This is a genomic window from [Anoxybacillus] calidus, from assembly GCF_013760845.1.
GTDB classification, from domain to species: domain Bacteria; phylum Bacillota; class Bacilli; order Bacillales; family Anoxybacillaceae; genus Paranoxybacillus; species Paranoxybacillus calidus.
Genome location: NZ_JACDUU010000001.1, coordinates 691,047 through 716,845, shown reverse-complemented (window position 1 = coordinate 716,845; position 25,799 = coordinate 691,047). Strand labels below are relative to the sequence as shown.

Below are 25,799 nucleotides of genomic sequence, written 5' to 3'. Positions count from 1 at the left end.
AAATGAATATTCAATTAATTACAGATTCATAACAGGAAAGCACACACTGGGCGCGGTTCATTTTCTTTAGTGATATAAAATGCAAAAATTATGTTGCTCACTGTTATTTTGTTCAACCATCCACGAATAGATTTGTTCTAACCTAGTTCATTTCTCGCGCCCAAACATTTCTACATCACTTGACATACCATAATAAAAATTTTGCTCCAAAGGAGTGTAGGAAATTGGCTATCTTCCATTCTAGCCAGCACGTAAAGCCTAAAGTGTATTACGGAACCCCGCAATCTGAACATGTAGGTAATCAAGTCGTGTTTCATAGACAAACCATAAAAGAGTATATCAGACAACAGCAAGCGTTAAATGAAGAATTGGTGGCGTATATGAAGCAATTTAATGAAGCGATCAGTGAAACGAAATTAGAACAAGCGATTTGTAATGAATCGTTTTCAATACAATTAAACAAGCAAGAGGATACGTATCGTAGTTTATTAAACAAAATAGAAAAAGAGGAAAGCGTAAAAGAGGCAATTTTAGATTCGTTAGTCATGCAGGAAGCGGCAATGAATAAATTGTCACAGAAGCTCGCAAGTCAAGAACAATTATACAATGGACTTTTGGCTCGATTCGATAACCAAGAAAAACTTTTTACAAAATTAGCTGAAAAATTAGAGCTGCAAGAAGTGTTTCATCAAACATTACTAGATAAATTAGAACAACAAGAAGCCGCAAACTTTAAAGTGGAACGACAATTAGACAGCTTGAAGGAAAATATGTTTGAAAGGTTTGCTAATATAACAGAGAAACTGGAAAATAACTTTAAACAAATGTTTCAGGTACTAGTTAGTTTCTTCAAAAAACAAGACAAATATCATAAGCAGCCACCGAACGATTCGAATGTGATGTTCGAGGTTAACCATTTGTCAGACTCTGTAGAAACAACGAATCATGAAATACGCCCAGAGTCTAAACAAATCGTTAAAGTTTAAGGATATTATGTGGATTGGACAAAAGACGATTCATTCGTCTCATAAGAAAAACGCATTCAAGTATTGAAATCATAAAACAATGGAAGCCCTGCCTCTCATCCATCCTTGCAGTTCCGAGACTGCGCCAGTGTGATTTATTTTTTCATTGCTTGAGAACAAAATAGGGGCTGACCCATAAGTGTCTGACCTCAGGTACATTTCACCTATATAGTCCATTTATCTAATGTCCTATATATTGTGTTGTAGAGGTTCGACATTTTACTTTTGGGTCAGCCTCTTTTGTTTTCTAATTACTTTTCTTATCCTTTTCGTACATTGCTCGCTTGAGGTCCACGGTTTCCTTCGATAATCTCAAAAGTCACTTTTTCGCCCTCTTCTAACGTTTTATACCCTTCACCTTGAATAGCTGAAAAGTGGACAAATACATCATTCCCACCATCTGTTTCAATAAATCCAAACCCTTTTTCAGAATTAAACCATTTTACTTTTCCTGTATTCATGTTTCTTCCTCCTCAAAATATATAGTTACCATCGTTCCATTACTTCATTGACAAAATAAAAAAGCCGCACACTCACGAAATGAAGGCATCATAAGCACGCCTACATTTCATATGAGGTACGACTTACAACGATCCTTGATATAACGAACTGAATGGTATTAAATATATGTTAACTTAATTAAGATAAAAAGTCAACAATATGATTACAAAAAATATGTTTCTCTCATATGAGCCTCTCTCACTTACATTCTGTTTTAAGATCTTGTTATGCTTATTTGATTATAAAGGAACTTCTTAAAGAGTAAATATTCCTCCTTCTTTCTTATTAATAGAAGTAAATAGGGTTGTTACCACTCCAACTACAGTCACTACTACTACCGAATATAGAAAAATATCGAGCCCGACAATCCAGCTTCCACAAAGAATCACGATGCCATCAATGATAAAAATGAGAATCCCGACATTGTAGTTCGTGAGTTTAGAGATGAATTGTGCTAATAAATCCGTTCCTCCTGTGCTCGTTTCATGACGCAACATAAGACCAATCCCCGCACCAACCAGTACCCCGCCGATGATAGAACTAAAAAGAATAGGGAGCTTGAGACTTCCCCTTAACGGAGAGAGGACGTCAATCATAAACGAGGATAATAACATACCGTGCAAACTGTTATAAAAATATGGTCGATAATAAATCCATGCAATGACATAAAGCGGGATACTTAGCAAAATAATCGTCAGCCCAATTTTTACATTCCATATATATTTAATGATTAAACTAATGCCAATCATTCCCCCATCCAACAACTCATACGGAACTAAAAAAACATTAATTCCGAGCCCTAACAAAATACTCCCTACGATAATCGCCATGGCTTTTTCTATCATTTTTTCTCTCCCCAATTTATGCGGCATTGTTTTTAACATATATGTATGTCCTATATAAAAAGAACTTGTCTCTTTACAACAAATAAATAAGATTTTCATAAGAGGAAAGCATATATTCAACTTAAGTTTACATAATGATATTCTTGTAAATAAAATTTTGTTTGAAAGAAAGGAGCAGTTTTATAATTTGTTTAGGAAATAATATCCCAACACAGTGATCACACTCATTTGTGAGCTTGAGCATTTTTGCTACATGATTGAAAAAAACAACAAAAAACAGCCTAACTGAACTGGCTGTCTTCATTTATTTATTAATTTTTCACTTCATAAGTGACCCATGTAGGTTTGTTAATTTTCGCTGACAAATCGAAAATTCTTGTTTTTACTCTTTTCGCGTCTTCTCCTTCTAATGGAGTTGGCTGATAATTGTTTCTTGTTGTAACAGAGGAAATACGAAATGGAATAATATTAATCTCTTTTCGATCGGTTAGTTGACCGTTTTGAACATAAAAAGTTTGTTGGAAAATAAACGTATCTTTATCACTCGGATTTTTATTTCCGCCAAACATAAAATTCCCTAAGCTGTAAACAATAAATTTTCCTTTATATTCTTCAATCCCTTGAATGACATGCGGATGGTGACCGACAACTAAATCCGCTCCGCTATCGATCGTAAAACGGCCTAACGATTTTTGGATTTCATTAGGAACATAACTTCTTTCCTCACCCCAATGGAAGTGAACAAGAATGATGTTCGCTCCTTCCTCTCGCAATGAACGAATATCATTGGAAATTTGTGTGCGAACCGCATCGTCATCGCCCCATCCTTCATAACCGAGCGCGCCGATTTTTACTCCTTTTATCGTCGTCAACAGTTTATGTTCGTAACCGAAATAACCGATATTCTCTCTTTTTAGACTTGTGATAGTGTCTTCATATCCTTTTTGTAAATAGTCATGTGTATGGTTATTAGCCAAATTAACAGCTTCAATCCCTGCTAGTGTTAAAATTTTTGCGTATGATGGATCACCTCGAAAACGAAATTTTTTCACCGCTTTTTGTGTTGATGTTGTTAAAGTCGTTTCTAGGTTAACTGTTGTAAAATCATCATTTTTAAAAATCGGTGCTATATTTTGCGTAAAAAAATGAATACCGTTTTTTTCTGCTTCATGATCAAAGGAGTTGGTGTATTCGTAATTTTCGTCACGCCCTAATGTTACGTCTCCCGCTGCGCTCAACGTGATACTTATTTCTTTAACGACCGGCTCTTCTCGTTCTTGGTTTTTCTGGTGTCCATTTAGTGAGGGTTCTTTTGTTGTTTTGTCAGCTGTTGTTTGGGTGCGATTGTCCTCTGTTTTACTGGCCATTGTGCTGCAAGCACATAAAAACATAAATAAAACAATCATAAACATTACATTAATAAGTCTCATTGTTTCATAATCCCCTCATGAAAAATACTTATTAAAAATGCTATGAATTTCATTTTCGACACCATTTCTGTAAAATCCTTTTTTTTATTCATTTTTTTGTCAATTATTTAGAACATAGTTTAATTTTATAAATCAAAACAATCGTTTTACCTTCCTTGTATATAAAAAAGCTGCTCCTCATGTTGAGGAACAGCTTTATTCTTTTACTTTCATTAATCGTAATGAATTCATAATGACAATGAGCGTTGCCCCCATGTCAGCAAAAATCGCAAGCCATAATGTAAGCCAGCCCGGAACAATTAAGATGAGCGCTAAAATTTTAAGTCCTAAAGCGAATGTAATATTTTCTTTAATGATTCGTAATGTTTTTCGACTTAAGCGAATCGTGTACGGCAATTTTGCTAAATCATCTCCCATTAAAGCTATATCGGCTGTCTCTAAAGCGGTATCCGTCCCTGCTCCTCCCATTGCGATACCGACAGTCGCAGCAGCTAAAGCAGGTGCATCGTTTACTCCATCACCTACCATCGCTACACTGCCAAACTCTTCGCGCACCTTTTTAATCGTTGTTAGTTTATCTTGTGGCAGTAACTCTGCTTTTACTTCTGACAAATGCAGCTCGTTGCCAATGGCAGTTGCTGTCGCATGATTATCTCCTGTCAGCATAATTGTTTTATAAATCCCAAGTTTATACAGTGATTGAATAACTGCTTTGGCGCTTTCACGTACTTGATCAGTAACAGCGAAGAGGCCGAACAATTCCTTATTTGTGCCAAGCAGCATCACGGTTTTCCCTTCAGTCCGTAAACGGGAAATTCGCTCTTGTACATGAGCTGGTAAATCGAGAAGCTCAGCAAATAACGTTGGACTGCCGATATAGTAAACATCGCTGTTTACATTTGCTTTTGCTCCTTTCCCCGTAATAGAGCGGAAATCACCTACTTGCCATTTTTCGATATCAATCGCCTTTCTTTCCGCTTCACGAAGAATCGCTGAAGCAAGCGGATGTTGTGAATGTCTTTCAATCGCGGCTGCAATTCCTAACAGTTCTTCTTCGCTTATATCTTTGATTAATTCCATATTTGTTACTTCCGGCGTTCCCTTCGTTAAAGTCCCCGTTTTATCGAAAGCAATCGCTTTTAAACGCCCTGTTTCCTCTAAATGAATGCCACCCTTAATTAAAACTCCTTTACGTGCGGCATTACCAATGGCTGTTACGATGGCAACCGGAGTGCTAATGACAAGGGCGCATGGACAACCTACCACTAAGACCGCTAATCCACGATAAATCCATTCTGACCAATCGCCGTTCCATAATAGCGGTGGTAATACGGCCAAAAATAAAGCAATGATCATAATAGCTGGGGTATAATATTTGGCGAAACGGTCGACGAATTGTTGTGCCGGAGCACGCTCTGCCTGAGCTTCTTCAACAAGGTGGACGATTTTTGCAATCGTTGTATCCTCGACCCGTTTCGTAACTCGTACTTCTAATGAGCCTTCTTGATTCAATGTTCCTGCAAACACTTCGTCTCCCACTTGTTTATGAACCGGGATGGACTCCCCGGTAATCGCAGCTTGATTCACAGAAGATTGCCCTTTCACAACAATTCCGTCCATAGCGATTTTTTGCCCTGGCTTGATAATCATAATATCATCTATTTGAATATCCTCGACATCAACTTCATACTCTTTATTCGCTTTATGAATAATTGCTTTTTTTGGAGCAATATCCATCAAGCTGCGAATAGATTGACGCGCTTGATCCATTGAATATCGCTCAAGTGCTTCACTTAAGGAGAACAAGAATACAACAACAGCCCCTTCGCTCCATTCACCAATGAAAGCAGCGCCGATAATTGCTATTGTCATTAATGTTTTCATATCAAATTGGAGACGGACAAAGTTTGAAATTCCGACTTTAAATAATTCATAACCACCGATAATGATGGAGAGAGCGAACAAGCCTATCGACAAAACACTATTTTCACCAGCAGTAAATTGTGCACTATAACCTAACAAAACAAACAAAGCAGAGATAGCGGTGGTGATGTTTGTACGTTTCTTCCAAAATGGCGTTCGTTGCTCCTCTGTACGCTGCTTCGCTGGTATTACTTTTATTCCGTCAAATGCTCCCGCTTTCTCAAGTTGCTCTATCGTCGCTTCACCGAAAACAATTAATTTCGAGGCACCGAAATTAATTTGTGCGTCGACAACCGTCTCAATCTCTTTTACATTTCTTTCAAATTTTGCCGCGCAATTCGTGCAAGATAATCCTTGAAGACGGTACACTTGTTTTTTTGTCTCCATTTTTAGTCCCTCTCCCTTACATGCAACAAAGCAGTGGATACTAACTGACGAACATGGTCATCCTTCAAAGAATAAAACACTAATTTTCCTTCTTTGCGATATTTGGCTAATCCCATGTTGCGCAGAAAACGTAAGTGATGGGAAGCAGTGGCGGTTGTCGAGCCAATAATGTTCGCTACATCACAGACGCATAGTTCCTCCTCCAGCGTCAATGCATAAGTAATTTTTAAACGCGTCGCATCGGATAAAGCTTTGAACAATAACTCAACCCCTTGAACTTCCTTAACTCGATGCTTTAAAGCATTGACTTTATTCTCGTCAAAACAAAACGTTTCGCACGTATCTCCTTCTTTTAGCGTATGAGAAATGATATCATTAGACATTGTATCACCTTCGATATTCAAATATTCATTTGAATATTATGATATGCATTGTGCAAAAAAATGTCAATTATATATTCAAATGATTGTTAGAATGATTTCTCCACTTGCTACAAGGTTGTGACCAATATTGTTAAGAAGTATTTCAATTAGAACATTTTTGCGAATTGGCATCATACTTTTCCTTTGTCTATTAATTAATGGTTAACTGTCATATATCGATAAAAGTTGATTTTTAAGAAATCGCGCTAATTACATAGTACAAGTTGTTACTCAGACACGTATAATACAATACTAGAAGCATTTCTGTAATGAGGAAAAATGGAGTTGGAAATAAAAAAAGTCCCCCTTGGTATAATACAGGGTGTTATGCTCGTGACCCCTAACTAAAAAACAAGGAGGACTAAATCATAAAATTTCTCCAATCACTTCTCACACACTCATTATCGGCGTCGACATCGTCAAATACAAGTTTGATGAATAAGATAAGATGTCATTCAATCACTTCTTCTCTTTTTTCTTCTCTTTTTTCTTCTCCTTTTCTTTCTTTTCTTCTTTTTTCTGCTCTTTCTCTTCTGCTTCTCCTTCATCCATTCTTGATTCAGATTTATCTTTATGTGTTTTATTAGCAATATTGTTAGACTGTAGTTCTGTATTTTCTGTATTTTTTACATTAATTTGTTCTTCTTGCTTAGTTGCTTTTAAAGATCCTTTAAGTCCACAACTGATGCTTTTAATATAGTAAGGGTTGACTCTTATTACCTCAGCATTATTCACTAGCATGTAATGTCCGTCAATTCCTTGAACAAGAACTCCTTCTACCGCTTCAGAGCCACCGCAGTTAATAGAAACCCATTTATTTGTCAAGTAACTAAATAAATCTTGAAAATCCTCTGTGTTTACATAACTTACTTGTTCGTCTACGCTCACTTCTAGCGCTTCGTTCGAAGAGCGTGAACTTACACTTTTAATATGATTAATGTTATAAAACATAACCCCATCATCTTCTGTAAATAAGGCGATATAATTATCTATAACATCTAACAATTTTCCCTGTTTCGCTTCCGGCCCGCCTTGGTTCACTTTTATATTACTGTTAATGAGCCCTTGCAATAATCCTTGAAAACTATCCGATTGAACAAACTTAATTTTCGCTTCGTTTTTAGCCACCGACGATTTTTGTATGGAATTTGTTTTTGCGTTTTCGCTAATACTTTGTACATGCTGTAAACAATAATAAATAACTGGAGTATCCTGTTGGTTCTCCGGCAAAAGTACAATATAGTCTGACTGAACATTGAGTAATTTTCCTGTCTTGGACTCCGGCATTCCTATATAAACTGTAACTGTTTTTCCTATTAGCGGCTGCAAAAATCGGTGATAAAAATTTGAATCTGCAGAGCTTTCGTACGTGTCGCTTCTTGACATAGCTAGGTTCCTCCTTGTTCATTATCCATAAGTGTTATTCATACTGCATATATACGTATCCCGTATAAATAATGCGTGAGTAAATTACCTAACCTAAAAAAATTAAATGTAAACCTATGACTATTAAAGATTTCCCCATAAAATGGAGATAACTTATTTTTAACATATGTTTCTTTTATCACAATAAAGTATTTTTTGAACAACAGGTCCGTCTTAGAGAAATTTCATTAGAGAATAAAACAAAAGGCAGCACAAGGCTACCTTTTAACCACTAATAAAAGTCCTATTCAAAATGCTTTCGGATAAACTCAGGAACATAGTGTTCATCGAAAGTTTCAATTTGCGCCGTAGGATTGTCTGCATCATAAAATCCAATCACGTACGTTGGAATTTCATCGTTCGTGCCAGCTTGCCACAAACATTCCTCAAGTTGTTGTTTATCCGTGATTTTAATGGCGTCTTTGTGATTCTTTAATTCTTCATCTATAAACTCATGAAACGGTTTCCCTTCCTTATTTGGAATGACAATAGCATAGTCTATATCATCTGCTGTTGTACGGGCTTTTTCAAATCCCTTTAGCTTCAGCCATTCATCAAGGCGGGTGTACGATTTGTTCCAAGTAACTGCCATTCGTTCGTTACCGTCCCAAACTAATTCGATATGTCCCCATGGATTGCGGCCATCAAATATTTGCTCAGCTGTTTCATGTTCCAATTCTGATTTCAATACAGCGACGAATTCTGCCATTTGTTTTTTATCTGTTATAAATGTCGTTTCCGCCCATTCGTTGTTTGGCTGAATTGTAATTTTATCGAGGCCGGATACGTCTTGTTTCTTTAGCAGTGGATAGTGAATTTGCTTATATTCTTTTGATTCGACAATCGGTTTATAGAAAGATTTATATTTTTCAAACGGAATGACATATGAGCGGACAATTTTGCTTCCGTCCTTTAACTCGTAGCCAAAGACAACCGAACGGCTATTCAATGTTGTCTGCTTCACCAACTCTTTATCTTTTATTATTTGCTGATGAAGCAAATAAATGTTTTTCATATTTTCCTTTGTCGCAAAAAACGGCTTAGGAGAAACGTACTCAGAATCATCGATGTGTATATCCTCATCAAAATAATAAATATCTTCACTAAAATAAACTCGTTCAATTTCAGCTAACGAAGGAAGGCGCTTTTCATATCCTATAATGTCAATCTTTAAAAGAATACCAATGACCAACATACTAATCACAAAATATAGATAGCCTTTCCATTTACGAAAGACGCGCCATGTTTTTTCTAAAATCATTTCTGCTATAAAATAGCCAAGCGCAGAGGCTGTTACATAACCAAACACAATCCAAGCAAAATCGCTTTGGGTTTCGCCAAAATGTAACCCGCCGACAAGCATGAAGCAAAACGCCACTCCGTATTTAAAAATCGGGCGAAGCGAGCGAAAGGAAATTGCTTGGCCGGCTGTTTCGATATCACGCTTTTTATATATCCATAAAGATAACGCAAAAAATACGACAATAAGTACGAGATAAGCTGCAATTTCTGTCCACGTTAACGGCCGATGCGCCAGCTCGAACGAACGAAACAGCGGGACAATTCTTTCAATATTATGATTTAAATAATATTCGGCGGAAAAGCCGTATAAGAAATATTGGATATTCATCGCTACTAATACGGTAATGCCTGCGGGAAATACGAGCATAATATAAAACAAAACTCCCTGCAGAACAGACATTCCTGTAACCATTCCTATAAACACGCTGGCAAAGAAAACAAGCAATTCGATTAAAAATGTCGTCCCTATCCAGCATGCGATTCCGTAAGCAGATAAAAAGAAATCAAGCTCTAAAGCGCTCTGCAAAAACAAAAGAATTATTGCAGTTATAACAATTGGGAGTAGTAATACCAAGATGGAAAAAAGCAAATGATTAAAAAACAGCGTTTCACGGCGAAACGGCAGGCTGTGGATGTAATCTGCCGAGAGTTTTACATGCAAATAGCGGAAAATAAAAATCGCTAATAAAACAGGAATCGTAAACATAATCAGTACTTGAAACTCATGCGAAACGGAAAAGACATTTTTCCAATAAGTCTCATAATATGGCCGGCGCTCACTTGTGTAAACCATCAAAATTTGCAAAGGCAAGGCAAAACATAAAACAAGAAGATGCACAAGTCCAACCCAGCCGACACTTCTTACATTTTGTGTGAAGATTGCTCGATTAAACGATAATGTTTTCGATGGCATAACCGACATCCCCCATTTCGTAAATAAAGATTTCTTCCAATGTAAGCGGCAGCATATCAAAGATGGCAGGTTCGAATCTTTTCACATGCGATACAATGTGCTCTTCCTTTCCGCGGACGATGCTTAACAGAACGCTTCCCCGTTGTTCTTTGTATAGAACGTTTAATCCTTCCAAAAAGCGCGAAGGCACCTTTCCTTTAAACGCAACTTGAATTTTATGAACATCAGATTTCAAATCATCCAATGCTTTTTCAATGATGAGTTCGCCTCTATGCATAATCCCAATCGAATCGCAAAGGTCTTCGACTTCCCTTAGATTATGAGAAGAAATAACGACCGTCATTTCCCTTTCCGCCACATCTTGCACAAGCAAGTTTTTCACCTTTTGCCTCATGACCGCATCTAACCCATCAAGCGGCTCGTCTAGAACAAACACGTCAGGCATTGCCGAAAATGCAAGCCAAAACGCTACCTGTCTCTGCATCCCTTTCGATAGACGATGGATTTTTTTATGAACGTCGATTTGGAATACTTCTTTTAGCTTTTGAAAACGTTCTTCATTCCAGGACGGATATATATGTTTATAAAAGTGTGCCATTTGTTGGATTGAAGTGTGCGGAAAAAAATATAAGGCATCCGGCATAAAAATTAGTTTTTTCTTCACGTTGACATTTTCAAAAACCGGCTCATCGTTGATGAGAATATCGCCGGCATCTTGTCTATAAATTCCGGCAATCAGTTTTAAAAGCGTCGTTTTTCCAGCACCATTTGAACCAAGTAATCCGTAAATGGAACCTTTTTGGATATGAAGGGTGAGCCCTTTTATCACCTCTAAATCTTCAAACTCTTTGCAGACATTACTGATTTTGATCATCACTTGTCCCCCTTTTAACAGACTGTTCCGCGATCTCAATCAATGACAAAATGTCCTCTTTTTTTATTCCTAAATAGAGCGCCTCGGAAATGAGTTTAATTAAGTCATTTTTCATTTTTTCCACCTTCTCATTGTTCATCGTTATCGCCTGTGGGGCAACAAAGCTCCCCTTTCCCGGAACAGAGTAAATATAGCCCTGATGCTCAAGTTCGCGATATGCCTTTTGAATCGTGTTTGGATTAATGGTTAATTCTTTTGCGAGCGAGCGAACAGATGGAAGTTGTTCATCCGCTTTCAATACTTCATGAATAATTAACTCTTTCAGCTTTTCAACCAACTGCTCATAAATCGGTTTACGGCTGCGAACGTCTAAATCAAACATCATTTCCCTCCTTTTTGGAATATTCATTGTATGATGTGTATTAACTGTATTATATAATATAATACAGTTATAATTATATGAATTTTTCCAAAAAACAAAACTTTATTTGGTAAAATTATCAAAAATAAAAAAGAAACAGCCTAATTTGGCTGTCTCTCTCTATGATGGTATCTAATAATGAGCAGTTTACTATTGTGAGGATACAGATTCTGTTTAGTTAGATGATTACTTGTTCAGCTTGATTTTTCCATCATATGCTCATCTTTCATTCTCTCTTTTTTGATGGATAAGATCAACACGGTAAAAATAATACAAATACCTCCGATTGCTTGAAACACGCCGAACGAAACGTTCAAAAAGGCAATCGATGCGATTACGGCTGAAAGTGGTTCAACGCTTGAAAGTAAGCTTGATTCTGTTGGTGATAAGTGACGAATGCTTTCAACGAACAACAAAAAGGCAAAAAGCGTGCCAAAAAGGATTACAAACAAGATTAAAAGCAACGTATCGAGCCCCCAGACAAATTGGGAATGTTCGAATGGAAAAGTAAAGAAAGTCATGCAAGTACCGCCGATTAACATTCCCCAACCAACAACGATGATAGAATGCCATCTTTTTAACAATCGGGCAGATGATAATGTATAAAACGCTAAGGCAATGCCAGAAAGTACGCCCCAAATGATAGAAATGAAAGATACTTTTAACCCATTCGTTGATCCGTTTGTGATTAAAAGAAACGTTCCAGCAAGAGCGAAAAGAACAGCTAACCATATTTCTTTGGATGGATTCGTTCTTTCCTTCGCGCTTGAATACAACACAATGTAAATCGGTGCTAGATATTGTAATAATGTCGCTGTTGCCGCGTTTCCTGTTTCAATCGCTGCAAAATATGTATATTGGACTCCCAGCATGCCAATGATTCCGAATATCAGTAAATCCATACAGCCTTTTTTATCCTTCCAAATAGCAAACGGTGTCATCCCTTTAATAATGCTTACTAGAAGCAAGGAAATGCCCGTAACCATCATACGTAATACAACAAGCCATTCAGCGGTAATGTGTTTTTCTTGAAAGAGTACTTGAGCAGCTGTACCTGATAATCCCCAAAATGCAGCCCCACTTATGACCATCATGAGCCCTTTGACCCGGTTGGGCATTTTATGCGCTAACTCCATTTCTGCCTCCCTCTCTACTTCTTATGGTCGTTATTTTGTTCTGGAATCATGTGAATGTTCATTCAAATGCGGCTCGATTAACCGAAACATCTCTTTATAAAAAGCGAAGGCAAGGTCGGCAGATTTCTCTTGCCTTCGTTTTTAGGCGATATTATTGTTCCTTATTTTTTGTTACAACGACCAACGCTCCAATTAAAATAAGAAGTCCACCCATAAAAAAGTTTTCATTTAAACGTTCATTTAATAATAGCCATCCTAAAAAGGAGCCAACAAGCGGCTGAAAAAAGAAAAATAAGGAACCAATTCCGGCATCGATCATTTCCATTCCTTTATTCCAAAGGAAAAACGCACCGGCAGTGGAAACAATACCGAGATAAAGAATTCCTAGGATGACGTAAGTGTTATGAAGAATCATTTCAGTTGATTGAAGTTCCCAAATCATAAATGGTGTAGTGAACAAGATTGCGAAAAGAATGGCGTACGTTGTAATGGTCAATATCGAAAAGCGAGAGGAGGCAACTTTCACATACACGGACAATAGCGCCCATGTAACCGCTGCACCTAATAAAACAATATTCCCCCAAAAAGATTTTCCTGTATTTCCATCAAAGCCGATGACAATGACAACCCCAATGGTTGCTAGGAAGAGAGCGATTATTTTTCTTATTGTCAAAGTTTCTTTTAACACTAGTTTTGCGAATAAAACAATAAATGCCGGTGTAGCTGATGTAATCAATGCTCCTGTATGGGCATCGGACAATTTTGTTCCGATAAATTGTAATGATATCGAGACAAAATAACCGATAAAACCAATCCATCCTAACAAAAACCAATCTTGTTTTCGAATAAATATACTCATTTTTGTTTTAGATTGATGGAGTTTTAATATCACGAACAAAACAACAAACGCGATAACATAACGAAACCATACTAATGTAATTGGCGGCACAAAATCGAGGACATATTTGCTGACCACGTACATTCCGCCCCATATACTTGCGGCTAATGACAAGTAAAATGCCCCTAAAAATGTATTTTTCATGAAAACCAACCTCCGTCTTTATGGGAAATGATAAATCGTCCTCCCTAAGACGAGGTTTGCTGCTCACCCTCGCCTTAGAAGCGAACAGCAGGCTGATCGTTTTCAAACAAATCAAAATAAATTCTCATCATGATCCTGGTTACTAAAATCTATAAACATCTACAAAACGCGACGGAACCAGGAAACATCGCTTGCCGCTCAGGAAACACCTGAGTTCCATCAGGAAGGGAATCCCCTTGTCATTCACCTGCTGTGAAAGACACCCCGTGGTTCGCTGTTAGCGACGGCACCTGTCGTGCACCATTCCTTCCATCGGTCAGTACACGACAACGATTTTAGTAACCAGGTCTACACCTCCTTTAGTTGAATTTGATACTGGTTCAGCCAACAACATTTGTGCAACATGTTCCATAACGACCACTCATGCTCTTGTTTGAAATTCTCGATTTTGTGTAACATCATGGCTACGCATTGCCGCTGCTTCTTCCCGCTGTCTGATTGCTTGTAGGATTCTTCCATCGACCCTAACATGGCAATCAAATGGCGTTTCACTTTCGTTTTTATGGTGTCAATGAGTTCTTTTGGCAACCGTTCATGATACCCTAATCCACGTCTGCCAATGACCAAAGCAGCACTTTCATGGACGGATAACCCGTATTTTTTCATATACTTGAAACGACCGATGACGCTTGTATACGCCGGATTCACCTTTTTGATGCGAAAGCCAAGCCGTAAGCCCCGACGAAGGATCGTTTCCGTCAGCTTTTTCTTTTTGAAGTTGTGCGTAAAGCGATTGAATCGTTTGTCCGTATCGTGCTGTTGTCTCAGTTGAATGTTTTCGATGACCACTGCTCCCACGTTTTCTTGAAGCAACCAATCATACACATCGCGAACCGTTTCACCGATGAGGTTGTTTCGTTTATTCGCTTTCACATATTCGAGTTCATGACAGTAAAACACTTTTGATTGGAGAAAGTTTCCCTGTTTCGAAACGATACTTACGGCGATGCGGTCGATATTGATGTCAATTCCTGCTATTCGTTCCCCTTGAATCGGTTCATCGTGGGTAAGTTCCCTGCCATATACCTCTTCTTCATAGATGAGATGGACATAATATTCCCCGTTCTTTCGTTTGATTTCCACGGTGTACGGTCGATATTCAATGATGGGCTTCCCTTTTGAATTCACGCCTACCTGCTCGCCCATGATGACATCGATGATTTCCGCTTCGTATTTTTCAGGGACATATACTTGAAATGTCAAGCGGGGAGCGTGTTTCCCTTTTGGTTGTCCAAGTGGATTCGCGATTTCCACACAACATTCATAGGTGTTATCGTCATACATGAGGCGAATATTTAAATTTCCTTTTTTGCTTTTGTCGCCTCTGGCGTACAACTGATTCGAACGCACATCTTTCCATTCTTCGTTCGTGATTTTTCCTTTCAAGCGCTTATAAAAGTTTTGTTTTCCTCCAAAAATCACCGTTGGAATCGTCCCATGTTCCAGATGGTGCTTTAGTTCGGCTTCTTTTGCTTTGAGCTTTTCTAGCCGTTGGCGCAATCCGTCTAAACACGTTTGAAGATCGACGTTCTTTGGTGTTTTTCGACCATGTTGGTATTCATCCATTTTCTTCGCTGTTTTTTCGATTTTCGCCTGCACATCCTCTAGCCGCATTGGAAGTAGCTCACGTTGAGAAGAAATCAGCGATTGAGCCAGCAAAACTGCATCTTCGGCATACCGTTTGTTGAGCGGGAATTGGTGCGGAAGGTGTTTGATGATGTCTTTTGCCTTCCTTCCCTCTAGCAAACGGTTGAATGCATATCGCTTCGCCGAACAAAAGACACGCATCAACTCGTCTAATGAGTGAAGTTGTGATTCATCATGAGAAACGATTTTCATCACCCGAACCGTTTTCATCCCCTTGCCGTCCCCCTATGTTTGGATCTTTTAGAACATATATTCGCTACATCTTCTTCATTTCCTTCTTTACATGAGGAAAGGGAGTTATCATTTTCTCAGCATGACCTAGGGGGAAGGTTAAGAAGATAGTCGAAATCCATAAATTCAGGTAAAAAACAAGAGATATTTACATCATTTCGCACATTTTTGTAGATTTGAAATAAACAGGTTATACCTCCTTTTATCTTTAAATAGACTTTTGTTTCATTGTATCAAATTACCGAAAAATAAACATTCATATTTTTCATATTCTTCCATACATTTTTTCGGAATAGAATATGTATTTCCGTTTTTGGAAAAAATAGTAGCATAGTTAGCAATTCACCCAAAGAAAGGTGTCCACTGTGAATCATAATTCGTTAAGTACCGTACAACTGGCTTGTGTATTTATGTTATCAATCGGGCTAATGAATCATGTCATTGTGATCCCGTTGCTGTTAGATGCAGCCAGTCGTGATGCGTGGATTTCGGCAATCTTGCCCCTTGTTGCATTGCCATTATGGCTTCCGCTTTTGTATTTTGTCATGAGGCAATCCAAGCAAATGAATTTATTCTTATGGTTAAAAACGGAGTTTAAAAGTACCGTTGCATATTTTGTGGCTATTGTTGGAAGTCTATTATTACTTGTTATAGGCTATATTACGCTCAGTGACACGGTTACATTTACTACCACAACCTACTTAACGCGCACACCCGATTGGGCCGTTTTGTTAACCATTATCGCGATGTGCTTTTATAACGCCTATTATGGTATACCATCCATCGCAAAGACGGCGGTCATTATTTTACCGTTTGTCGTTATTTTTGGGATTTTAGTTATGATCGCAACTACGCCACACAAAGATTATTCATTGTTAAAGCCAATCATGGAGAATGGCTTTACTCCTGTATTAAAAGGAATGATCTATGCCGGTGCCGGATATGTAGAAATTTTTATTATTCTATTCATGCAACATCATCTTCCAGCACGCTTTTCTTTTACAGCACTTTTAATCCTTAGTTTTCTCGCTGCAAGCTTAACCATTGGTCCAACGATTGGTGCGATTATTGAATTTGGACCGAAAGAAGCAGCGAATTTACGTTACCCGGCCTTTGAACAATGGCGATTAATCAAACTAGGTGCGTACATTGAATATCTTGATTTTCTTTCTGTTTATCAGTGGATGTCTGGAGCATTTATCCGCATTTCCTTGGTTACTGCGCTCATACCTGAGCTGTTTAACGTAACTGATAAAAAAGCACGATTATGGATTTTGATCGTGATTTATATCACCATTTTTTTATTATCAATGATTCCAATCAGCGACGACCAATTTTTAGATTTGCTATATCAATTTGTTCTACCGCTTTCGCTACTATTCATTCTATCTCTCTCTTTGTTCATCGGGATATTGTCACTCATTTCATATTTAAAAAAGAGGAGAGCTTAATCATGCCAATTCCTTCAAGAGCACCACAAATCAGAAATAACCCAAATGATCATAGCGGACAGGAAACTCTCATCGTTTCCGAGCAAACTTTGCGCGATCATTTTTCTAATTGTAAAGATGTCGCCATTGTTACTTCGACGATTCAACCGGCAAAAACCGCAAGCGGCACGCTTACCCTATTGTTTGTCTATTGTGAGGAGCTGTGTGACACCCAGATTATGAAACAGGTCATATTTCCGATGTTTCGCGAAATGTGCCGCGAATATCCTTGCCAATCAGTTGAGGAAATTGAAACGAACAAACTGATGCCAATGGAGTTGCTTGGAAAAGAAGTGCTGATTGATAATCTGAACTATCATCTCTTTAGCGGTGATTTATTAGTCTACTTTCAAGAAGCAGATATTTTATATTCCCTTACGCTTGCTAATCCGCCGAACCGCAATCCGGAAGAACCGAACACGGAAGTGTCCATCCGCGGTCCGAAAGACGGCTTTATTGAGGAAATTTCGAAAAACGTCGCGCTCATCCGCAAGCGAATTAAATCTCATAAGCTCTTTTATGAACAATTTATCGTCGGAACGAGAAGTCAAACAAAAGTGGGATTAATGTACATTGGTGACATCGCGAATCGTGAGATGATTAATGAGGTTAAAAAAAGACTTTTGAATTTAAATATTGATTCCATTACGAGTACCAATCAGATAGAAGAGCTGATTGGCGACAGACGGTTCTCGTTATTTCCATTATTTTCATACACAGGACGACCAGATTTTGCAGCGAATTGTTTATTAAATGGAAGATTTATCATCTTAGTAGACGGTGCTCCTACCGTCATTATCGGTCCAGGAAACTTATTGTTTTTACTGAATACATCCGAAGATACCGTTACATCACCTGTCTTCGTCATTTTTCAGAGACTCCTTCGCTTAATGGGAATTTCCGCAGCTATTTATTTACCCGGATTTTGGGTCTCTTTATTAGCATTTCATCAAGACCAAATACCATTCACTCTCTTAGCAACCGTTGTGCTTTCAAGGCAGGGGGTGCCGTTGCCTGCTCCACTTGAAATGTTTATCATGGTGGGGTTGTTCGAAATCTTTAAAGAAGCGGGCATGCGCCTGCCGTTAGCGATCGGACAAACGTTATCGGTTGTCGGCGGATTGATTATTGGGCAATCGGCTGTCAACGCTGGCTTATCCACACCAGGAAGCCTTGTTGTTGCGGCTATTTCCGTTATCACCACGTTTACATTAGTGAATCAAAACTTGTCGGGAGTCGTGACGTTGTTGCGTTTTATTGTCTTAGCCTCTTCTTCTATATTGGGATTATTTGGGTTCATCGCTTCTCTATTTTTACTTTTAACATATACGGCGAATTTAACCATATTTGGAATTCCATATCTTACGCCGCTCTCTCCTCCAACCATGGATATTTTGAAACCGTTAATCCCGAATGGTTGGAAACAATTCAAAAAGAGAGCAGGTTTGTTAAAACCTCATGACGATACGCCAAAGGGGGAAGCGAATTGAAATTCAAAACCGCCTTTCCCTTTATAATCTCTATATTCCTGTTGACAGGATGCTGGGGAGCAAACAATATTGATCATCTCGTTTATGTTGATGCAATAGGTGTTGATTATAAGGATAATCATTTTATCGTTTATGTGCAGTTCTTTAGCTTCACCGGATTAGCGAAAGTAGAGACGGGAGGTACCCAAGAAAAAACAGCCATTGCCGTTGGAAGAGCAACCGGCGAAACGTTTAATATTGCAACCGATCAGTTGTATCATTCTATTCAACGAATGGTATCATGGGGACATATGAAAAGTATCGTGTTTACGAAAAGAGCGCTTAAGAAAGCGATACTAGAAGACGTCTTAGACGTTATAGCCCGTTATAACGAAATTAAGCCTACCGTATGGGTTTATGCGACAGATGAGCCATTAAAAAAAATTTTTGAGGCAACACCATTTTTGAATACAACTCCATACTATTCTTTATTATCCAATCCTGAAGAGATTTTTCAACAAAATTCATTTATTCGGCCGATTCGCTTAAATCGCTTTATATCTGATAGCAATGAAGCTTCAAAAACGGCACGGCTCCCTTATCTCAACATTACTACGCGTAATTGGTCGGAAGATAAAAAAGAAAAACCGATGTTAAACTTAAAAGGAATTTGCTTTGTTGAACGTTATGAACTTCAAAAATGTATCAATCGCTCAAAGTTGCTGGGAATCAGGTGGCTTGAAAAAGAAATAAGCAGAACTCCTATTTATCTAAAAAAAGGAAACAAAGTAGTTGCATCTATCTCCGTTCTTAATCCAAAGTCAAAAATTTCCTACCAAATTAAAGGAAATACTCCTGTATTTAACATAGAAGTATCCACCAAAGGAAGTGTGATTGAGTTACAGGAAAAATTAACAGAAAAAGAATTAATTCGCCTGGCACAAAAAACGGTGGAAGATGAAATAAGAAGCCTCTACAAATTAGGGCTAAAATACAATATAGATATCTTAAACCTCTCTGAAGTGATGTATCGCAAAAAACCAGAAGACTGGAAGAAGTTTTCCGAAAACGGAAAGATTCCATTAACAGACGAAAATTTAAAAAATATTAAAGTAAAAATTTCAATTGGTACATCTGGGAAACAGAAACTTAGATAATATAAAATATAAATAAATGGATAAGAACGTAAAACATATACTGTTTGTAAAAAACCTTTTGATTGCAACTATCACCAAATGGTTTATAATGGAAATAAAACGACTCCCTTCGCTTTAAACGAAGGGGATTTTTTTGAAAACGATAAAGGGGATGGAGAAATGCAAGTGAACGTCCAACGTGTCGCAGGGGTGCAAACAACCGTATATCACATTTTAATCGCCATTAGTGTAGGTCATCTATTGAATGACTCGATGCAAGCAGTCATTCCTGCTCTGTTTCCGATTTTGGAGAAATCAATGAATTTATCATATACGGAAATTGGATGGATTGCCTTTGCGTTGAACATGACGTCCTCAGTGATGCAGCCGATTGTCGGTTACTTTACAGATAAAACGCCGTCTCCTTATTTTCTTCCGCTAGGGATGGCGGCGAGTTTACTCGGTATGTGTGGACTTGCTTTTGCATCAAGCTTTTTGCTTGTCCTTTTGTCTGTTTTGCTAGTCGGATTAGGATCTGCCATTTTCCATCCGGAAGGGTCTCGCGTCGCCTATCTTGCTGCGGGAGCAAAACGCGGTTTTGCCCAGTCGATTTATCAAGTAGGCGGCAATACAGGCAATGCGCTTGCTCCCGTATTTACCGCACTCGTTTTCGTCCCGTTCGGCCAGTTCGGTGCGATTTGGTTTACCGGCGTTGCCGCAATCGGAATCGTTCTTCTTAGCGTTGTCTCGCGCTGGTACTCCCTTCGTTTAACCGGAGCAAAAGCGTTGGCCAAGAAAAAGCGCAATCAAAAAATGCATCAGAAAACCCTGTTTGCTCTTCTTTTATTAATCTTTTTAGTTTTCGCACGTTCATGGTATTCGGCAGGAATCGCTAACTATTACCAGTTTTATCTTATCGAAACATATCATTTATCCATTAAAGAAGCGCAATCGTACTTGTTCACTTTTATGCTGGCAGGAGTGATTGGCACGTTTTTTGGCGGACCGCTTTCGGATCGCATCGGAAAAAGAAATGTTATTCTTTTGTCGATGCTCGGCGCGTCTCCTTTCGCTCTAGTTCTTCCTCATCTTTCGTTACCGTGGGTATTGCCTATCATCTTTCTCGCTGGATTTATTTTGTCATTAAGTTTTTCAACGCTTGTCATTTATGCTCAAGAGCTTTTACCCGGCAAAATTGGCACGGCATCGGGCTTAATTGTAGGTCTTGCTTTTGGAATGGGAGCAATAGGTTCTGTCGTGTTAGGAAAAGTAGCCGACTTATATAGTCTAACGTTTCTCATGTCTGCTTGCAGCTTCCTCCCTTTGCTTGGTTTGTTTACATGGATGCTGCCGAAAGACGGGGAGTTAAAACAACAGTAGCACAAAAAACGCTCGGCAACCATCTTGATTGCCGAGCATTTTTCATAGATATTTTGGATTGGATGATTCTTCTTTTGTCTTCTCGTCATAAAACTCAATCACACTTGCTTTCTGAATTGGATCGTTAAGTAGTAGCTCCATTTCATACGCCTGATATGTCTTTTGCACCTTGCGCAAAGCTGGATGTATCGTAGATAGATGGATATTAATTCCTCTATGAAGCTTGATAAAAATAAAAAAGAGCGTATGGTTCCGCTCCAAAACATGAAAACTCTTTATTATGATTCAAGTACTTCTTTTACTTTCTCACATACGACGACATCAAGGATTTTTGTATAATTAATCAAATCATCAATCGAAGTATTCCATGTTAAAATGATTCTCTTTCCTTCGTGGTCTTCTCCTGACAAAACGAAACTGGATAAGTATACTTCATCGTCTCCGAGTTGTAAGTGAATCATATCGGTTAATTGATTGGATTCTTTCTGCTTTTTGCCACCATCAATAGAGATAATTTTTTTATCATCATGATTTTTCATCCCATTCCCCCTCACTAATCCATCACAAAATGGTTTTATAATTGATTATATTTCTCTACTTTCCTATTCATGAAACTTAATCAAAGGACTATTAAAATGGATCAATTTTACTCTTGCCAAACTGAACCTCCTCTAGTTACACTCCATAAAAAGTGTGAGATGTCTCAATAAAGGTTAAAACATACTTAGTGAATATTTTTTTGACAACAACTCTAGAAGTTTGATACCTGTAATGCTATTCCCTTTTTCATCTAAAGCCGGACCAAAAATGCCAATACCAAACCGCCCAGGAACCGCTCCTAAAATTCCACCAGAAATACCACTTTTGGCCGGTATACCAATCTTGATGGCAAACTCTCCAGATGCATTATACATTCCGCAAGTGACCATAAATGTTTTGCAAATACGGGCAATGTGAAGCGGCATAATTCGGTTGCTTGTGATCGGGTCTAACCCATCCATCGCGAAAACCAGCCCGATTCTTGCTAAATCTAAACATGTCATTTCAATTGCACATTGTTTTGTATATACATCAAGCAAATCTTCAACGTCTTCCGTAATAATTCCATGCTGCTTTAAAAAATAACAGAGCGAACGATTTAAATACGCAGTGTCAAATTCAGATTTTGCCACTTCCTCTGAGTATGTAATAGCTGGATTCCCTGTCAAAGACTTTACAAACGTCAACAGTTTATCAATCCGTTCAGTTGTCGAATTCCCTCTAATCATATGCGTTACAGCTAATGCACCAGCATTAATCATCGGATTCAACGGTTTTACCGGTGCTGTTTCCTCGAGCTTAGCAATTGAGTTAAACGGGTCTCCTGTTGGTTCCATCCCTACTTTTTCAAACACTGCTTTTTCACCATGTTCCATTAATACGAGTGCAAGCGCGATAATTTTGGAAATGCTTTGTAGCGTGGCTTTATGCGTAACATCTCCCGCATCAATGACCGTACCGTCCGGATGGTAAATGGCAATTGATAAATCGTTCGGGTCGGCTTTGCCAAGGGCAGGAATATAATCCGCTACTTTCCCATAACGTGCATATTGTTTTGCTTCCTCGACAAAATGTTGCAAATCGTTTTTTGTGTACATCGATCATCACCTTATGTTAGTATGACCAATTTCATCACGCCTATGTAATTAGATGCGTTTACCGGGCACTCCTCTTTTAGCATTGGTGGATAATAAATTCATCGTCAACATTCGATCTTCAACAATCGAACCCGATAGTTGAACAAAATGTAATTATGCTCCTTACTTGTTAATATTGGATGAAGTTCCTGAATGCTATCTTTAACAGATGAACGTGAGGTTATTCTTAAGAATGATAAATGAATGAATCTTTCCGTTTGTTAAAGTAAATGAAATGGTTCCATTGTCATGAAAGCCTGTATGTAAAATTTTCTTTTCATCCATTATGATTTGCTTTACTTCAGTGTTGGCAATAGAAAAGTTATGTTTTTTCTGTAACAGGTCAGATGCTTGATTGTTATTCATCTTTGTATCATATTCAACTTCCATTTTGACTTGTTTCCATTCCATTTTTTAAACCAAAATAAAAATACCAGAAAGCTGTTTTTCGTATGCATAACGATTATGGAATTGCCCACCAATTCTAATAAAATAAAAAGTGGTATTCGTAACGTAAACTTTATAATAAATGTCAGGTTTAGTTATCCTCTTCCATGGGAGTTGAAGAATAAAATCAATAACATTCTTTAACAGAGCTAATTTAAAATAAAGAGGCCCATTACTTTTTAATATGTAAACGAAGTAATGAGCCTTATTTTACATAACAAAGGAATCACTCCTTTACTTACATAATTGTAAAAGTTTTCTATCACCTTCACAAACGGCCATGCCATCTGGATAATAAATAGCAACAGATTAATCATTGGGATTTGCTTTTCCGAGCGCCGGGATATAATCAGTCACTTTTCCAAATTCCGCATCTGTCTTCGCTTCATCTATAAATCGTTGCAATTCTTCTGCCGATTTACACATCATGTATGTTCATCACCCTATAGTAGGATTCCTAAGCTATCTCCTGCTATCACATCAAAAAAGAAAAAAGGCGGATATTACTCCGCCTCCACTACTTCGAAATAATCTTTGTAAAATCCGCCTACTTTTCCTGTATTATCGATGATGAAATAAAAATCTTCTGTTTCGTTTTTCACTTCATATGTTTTCCCTGGTGTTAAAACATTATTCACTATGTACTTTTCAGCATTTGTATGAACACATTTTACTTTTTTAATCGTTGGACGTTCTAGCCAAGTATGATGAATCATGTTCCTCTCTCCTTTTTTAAAATGTTAAACTATGCTACTATTTTACCTTAAAACTTGAAAAAATCCTCTGATGAATTTAAAAAAATAACGAAAATGAGTCGATTAGTGTTATGATATTTTCAAAAACAATTACCGAAACGGAGAAGGAGCGAGAAAAAATGACACGCGAACCATTAAACATTGGCGACATTGTCACAGGCATATATAAAACAGGCAAATATATCGGAGAGATTACAGATGTACGCCCACAACATTATTTAGTGAAAATAAAAAGCGTTCTAAAGCATCCTCTTCAAGGAGACTTACATCACCCAAAACAAGTAGATGTGCCACTGTTCCACGAACGACGCGCACTTGCTTTTAACGAACAAGCTAATATTCCAAAACAGATGGTTACACTGTACGATGGCGAGATACTAGATTATCATGAATCGCTACGTAAAGCACTCGATGAGATGATTGAAGAATTAACAAAAGATAACAGCGAATGGGCAATAAAAAGCCTTGAAAACTTAAGAACCTTAGAAAAGGAATATTTCCGTTAATTCTTAGCTGAATTTTAGTTTTCTATCAAAAATAATAGCCTTCCGACAAATCGCCGTCTGGAAGGCTCATCCATGCTTTTTATCTTGATTTGCTGCTAGAAGCCGTTTTTAATGATTTCACACTATAACCATATAGATATTCATCCTGCTTTTTTTCAAGATCATAAATCATTTTATAAATATAATCATTGATCATCATATTCTTCACGCTCCGCTGTTTAATATCTTTACATTTTCATTGTAAAGAATGAGATCGCCTCATACATCGGAGCGCAGATGGAACTTTTATTCTAAAAAAGTATGAACATGATCCCCATCAAAAGTCGTAATCATTTACGTTTCTTACCTTCACTACAAATTATACTCATTCATTGCACTAAGCAATTCTCTTTTAGACTCCTCATCTTTATCAAAGTCGTAAATCAAGCCGTTTTCCAAAAAGAGCAGACCGTGAAAAACTTGCAGAAATTCATCACAAGCCTCACAATATACTTCTTCTCCTTCATTCCAGAAACCGAAAATAGATAACCCTCTCTTTTCAGAATGTTGATAACGGGTCTTATACAGCTTTAAAAGCTCTGAATATTTTTGGACCGCATCTTTTTTATATTCAAATACCATTCTTTCTTTAATATTCTCTTCCCAGCCATCCAAAAAAACCCATGGTTCATAATCTCCTTCAGTAATCAGGATTGTCCAGTAATTTTTCATTGTCTCACCCTTGTTTCTTATAGCCTATTTTCTCTTGAAGCTCGTTACTATCCTCTGATTTACTTCACCTTATTTTTGAGTATAGCAAACAATGGACGGAAATAAAGTGTAAAATTTTCCTTTAAACACACGAGTAGATCATTTCAAAATGAGTGATTGGAACCGCGTGTTGTGAACGCTACAAAAAACGATGTATATCATGCTGGCTATGAATCATCAATAGGAAATCCCAACGGAGAGAATCATGCAGCTAAAATAAGCAGTTGTAATGGAAACAAGGTTCCTCACTATGCCTTTATTGAAGTTTACCTTCAAAAATAATTTTTCTGCCGCATGGTTCGATGACAAGTTTCCCATCTTTTTTAATTTCCTGGAAAATAGGTTCTTCGATACGGCGAATCGGAGTATATCCTTCCCGCTTCATCCGTTCTAAACATTGTTCAATTGTCTCATTATCCGCTACTTCAAACTTTTTCTTCTTTGCCCGTTTCTCCATATAGCTATCTTTCCTTCCTCTGTCAGCTATTTTAGATGGATTAATAGATGTAAGTCCCAATTCCTTTTGGAAGTCTTCATGTAATACATCATCGGCAATCGCACGTAGTCTTTCTCGTCGTTGGAGTTGATCATGTAAAAATAATAACA

25 protein-coding genes and 1 pseudogene are annotated in these 25,799 nt (G+C 37.8%); 6 read left to right on the top strand and 20 right to left on the bottom strand.

The genetic code is table 11. The features are described 5' to 3' along the window. The first annotated feature begins 224 nt into the window (after window positions 1-224). Window positions 225-986: a hypothetical protein gene (locus HNQ85_RS03855; RefSeq protein ID WP_181536339.1), complete on the top strand. Its 762-nt coding sequence runs from the start codon at window positions 225-227 to the stop codon at window positions 984-986. A 299-nt stretch (window positions 987-1,285) separates the two neighbouring features. Here HNQ85_RS03855 and HNQ85_RS03850 read toward each other — a convergent pair whose 3' ends face one another. The 12 genes from HNQ85_RS03850 to HNQ85_RS03795 form a co-directional block, all read right to left on the bottom strand. After that, window positions 1,286-1,486: a cold-shock protein gene (locus HNQ85_RS03850; protein WP_181536337.1), complete on the bottom strand. Its 201-nt coding sequence runs from the start codon at window positions 1,484-1,486 to the stop codon at window positions 1,286-1,288. Window positions 1,487-1,780: 294 nt separating this feature from the next. Then, window positions 1,781-2,371: a YitT family protein gene (locus HNQ85_RS03845; RefSeq protein WP_181536334.1), complete on the bottom strand. Its 591-nt coding sequence runs from the start codon at window positions 2,369-2,371 to the stop codon at window positions 1,781-1,783. Between the two features lie 311 nt (window positions 2,372-2,682). Then, on the bottom strand, window positions 2,683-3,801 hold the full coding sequence (locus HNQ85_RS03840; RefSeq protein ID WP_181536332.1) for a CapA family protein: 1,119 nt from the start codon (window positions 3,799-3,801) through the stop codon (window positions 2,683-2,685). Window positions 3,802-3,996: 195 nt separating this feature from the next. Further along, on the bottom strand, window positions 3,997-6,111 hold the full coding sequence (locus HNQ85_RS03835; RefSeq protein ID WP_181536330.1) for a heavy metal translocating P-type ATPase: 2,115 nt from the start codon (window positions 6,109-6,111) through the stop codon (window positions 3,997-3,999). 2 nt (window positions 6,112-6,113) lie between these two features. Beyond that, window positions 6,114-6,494 carry an ArsR/SmtB family transcription factor gene (locus tag HNQ85_RS03830; protein ID WP_181536328.1) on the bottom strand — a complete coding sequence of 127 codons (381 nt, stop codon included), beginning with the start codon at window positions 6,492-6,494 and terminating at the stop codon, window positions 6,114-6,116. Between the two features lie 498 nt (window positions 6,495-6,992). Further along, entirely contained in the window at window positions 6,993-7,919 is a 927-nt protein-coding gene (locus HNQ85_RS03825; RefSeq protein WP_181536326.1) for a spore coat protein CotH, read from the bottom strand. 283 nt (window positions 7,920-8,202) lie between these two features. Next, window positions 8,203-10,173 carry a DUF6449 domain-containing protein gene (locus HNQ85_RS03820; RefSeq protein WP_181536324.1) on the bottom strand — a complete coding sequence of 657 codons (1,971 nt, stop codon included), beginning with the start codon at window positions 10,171-10,173 and terminating at the stop codon, window positions 8,203-8,205. Then, on the bottom strand, window positions 10,148-11,047 hold the full coding sequence (locus HNQ85_RS03815) for an ABC transporter ATP-binding protein (RefSeq protein WP_181536322.1): 900 nt from the start codon (window positions 11,045-11,047) through the stop codon (window positions 10,148-10,150). Before HNQ85_RS03815 ends, HNQ85_RS03820 begins: the two co-directional genes overlap by 26 nt. Next, window positions 11,031-11,429 carry a GntR family transcriptional regulator gene (locus tag HNQ85_RS03810; RefSeq protein ID WP_181536320.1) on the bottom strand — a complete coding sequence of 133 codons (399 nt, stop codon included), beginning with the start codon at window positions 11,427-11,429 and terminating at the stop codon, window positions 11,031-11,033. Before HNQ85_RS03810 ends, HNQ85_RS03815 begins: the two co-directional genes overlap by 17 nt. 233 nt (window positions 11,430-11,662) lie before the next feature. Next, a complete protein-coding gene (locus HNQ85_RS03805; RefSeq protein ID WP_246326764.1) occupies window positions 11,663-12,604 on the bottom strand; it encodes a DMT family transporter in 942 nt (313 codons plus the stop codon). A 151-nt stretch (window positions 12,605-12,755) separates the two neighbouring features. Continuing rightward, window positions 12,756-13,646, bottom strand: coding sequence for a DMT family transporter (locus HNQ85_RS03800; RefSeq protein WP_181536318.1), 891 nt, complete (start codon window positions 13,644-13,646; stop codon window positions 12,756-12,758). 348 nt (window positions 13,647-13,994) lie between these two features. Continuing rightward, the gene (locus tag HNQ85_RS03795; RefSeq protein WP_181536316.1) at window positions 13,995-15,563 is read right to left on the bottom strand and encodes an IS200/IS605 family accessory protein TnpB-related protein; all 1,569 of its coding nucleotides are present in this window, start codon (window positions 15,561-15,563) and stop codon (window positions 13,995-13,997) included. A gap of 386 nt (window positions 15,564-15,949) precedes the next feature. On the opposite strand from HNQ85_RS03795, the gene HNQ85_RS03790 reads away from it, so the two are divergent. From HNQ85_RS03790 to HNQ85_RS03775, 4 genes are all read left to right on the top strand, one after another. Beyond that, window positions 15,950-17,035, top strand: coding sequence for an endospore germination permease (locus tag HNQ85_RS03790; RefSeq protein WP_181536314.1), 1,086 nt, complete (start codon window positions 15,950-15,952; stop codon window positions 17,033-17,035). A gap of 2 nt (window positions 17,036-17,037) precedes the next feature. Next, window positions 17,038-18,564, top strand: a complete 1,527-nt coding sequence (locus HNQ85_RS03785; protein WP_181536312.1) for a spore germination protein — start codon at window positions 17,038-17,040, stop codon at window positions 18,562-18,564. After that, window positions 18,561-19,700, top strand: a complete 1,140-nt coding sequence (locus HNQ85_RS03780; RefSeq protein ID WP_181536310.1) for a Ger(x)C family spore germination protein — start codon at window positions 18,561-18,563, stop codon at window positions 19,698-19,700. The genes HNQ85_RS03785 and HNQ85_RS03780 overlap by 4 nt, the downstream gene beginning before the upstream one ends. 159 nt (window positions 19,701-19,859) lie before the next feature. Beyond that, window positions 19,860-21,059, top strand: coding sequence for an MFS transporter (locus HNQ85_RS03775; protein ID WP_181536308.1), 1,200 nt, complete (start codon window positions 19,860-19,862; stop codon window positions 21,057-21,059). A gap of 42 nt (window positions 21,060-21,101) precedes the next feature. Here HNQ85_RS03775 and HNQ85_RS03770 read toward each other — a convergent pair whose 3' ends face one another. The 6 genes and pseudogenes from HNQ85_RS03770 to HNQ85_RS03750 all read right to left on the bottom strand — a co-directional run bounded on the left by HNQ85_RS03770 (window position 21,102) and on the right by HNQ85_RS03750 (window position 23,898). Next, the gene (locus HNQ85_RS03770) at window positions 21,102-21,320 is read right to left on the bottom strand and encodes a hypothetical protein (protein WP_181536306.1); all 219 of its coding nucleotides are present in this window, start codon (window positions 21,318-21,320) and stop codon (window positions 21,102-21,104) included. A 17-nt stretch (window positions 21,321-21,337) separates the two neighbouring features. Further along, on the bottom strand, window positions 21,338-21,598 hold the full coding sequence (locus HNQ85_RS03765) for a DUF3931 domain-containing protein (protein ID WP_181536304.1): 261 nt from the start codon (window positions 21,596-21,598) through the stop codon (window positions 21,338-21,340). 174 nt (window positions 21,599-21,772) lie between these two features. Next, complete coding sequence (gene glsA / locus HNQ85_RS03760) at window positions 21,773-22,696, bottom strand: glutaminase A (RefSeq protein ID WP_181536302.1); 924 nt, start codon at window positions 22,694-22,696, stop codon at window positions 21,773-21,775. Between the two features lie 201 nt (window positions 22,697-22,897). Further along, on the bottom strand, window positions 22,898-23,125 hold the full coding sequence (locus HNQ85_RS03755; protein WP_220129076.1) for a hypothetical protein: 228 nt from the start codon (window positions 23,123-23,125) through the stop codon (window positions 22,898-22,900). A gap of 369 nt (window positions 23,126-23,494) precedes the next feature. Beyond that, window positions 23,495-23,611: pseudogene (locus HNQ85_RS17510) on the bottom strand (glutaminase A); the annotation flags it as partial. A gap of 74 nt (window positions 23,612-23,685) precedes the next feature. Next, a complete protein-coding gene (locus HNQ85_RS03750) occupies window positions 23,686-23,898 on the bottom strand; it encodes a DUF6501 family protein (protein ID WP_181536298.1) in 213 nt (70 codons plus the stop codon). A 158-nt stretch (window positions 23,899-24,056) separates the two neighbouring features. Between HNQ85_RS03750 and HNQ85_RS03745 the strand changes: the two genes are divergently transcribed. Further along, window positions 24,057-24,443, top strand: a complete 387-nt coding sequence (locus HNQ85_RS03745; protein WP_181536296.1) for a kinase-associated lipoprotein B — start codon at window positions 24,057-24,059, stop codon at window positions 24,441-24,443. 351 nt (window positions 24,444-24,794) lie between these two features. Here the strand turns inward: HNQ85_RS03745 and HNQ85_RS03740 are convergent, their stop codons facing one another. Both HNQ85_RS03740 and HNQ85_RS03735 read right to left on the bottom strand, forming a co-directional pair. Beyond that, window positions 24,795-25,154 carry a DUF1033 family protein gene (locus HNQ85_RS03740; RefSeq protein WP_181536294.1) on the bottom strand — a complete coding sequence of 120 codons (360 nt, stop codon included), beginning with the start codon at window positions 25,152-25,154 and terminating at the stop codon, window positions 24,795-24,797. A gap of 295 nt (window positions 25,155-25,449) precedes the next feature. Beyond that, on the bottom strand, window positions 25,450-25,650 hold the full coding sequence (locus tag HNQ85_RS03735; protein WP_181536292.1) for an NETI motif-containing protein: 201 nt from the start codon (window positions 25,648-25,650) through the stop codon (window positions 25,450-25,452). Between the last annotated feature and the right edge of the window lie 149 nt (window positions 25,651-25,799).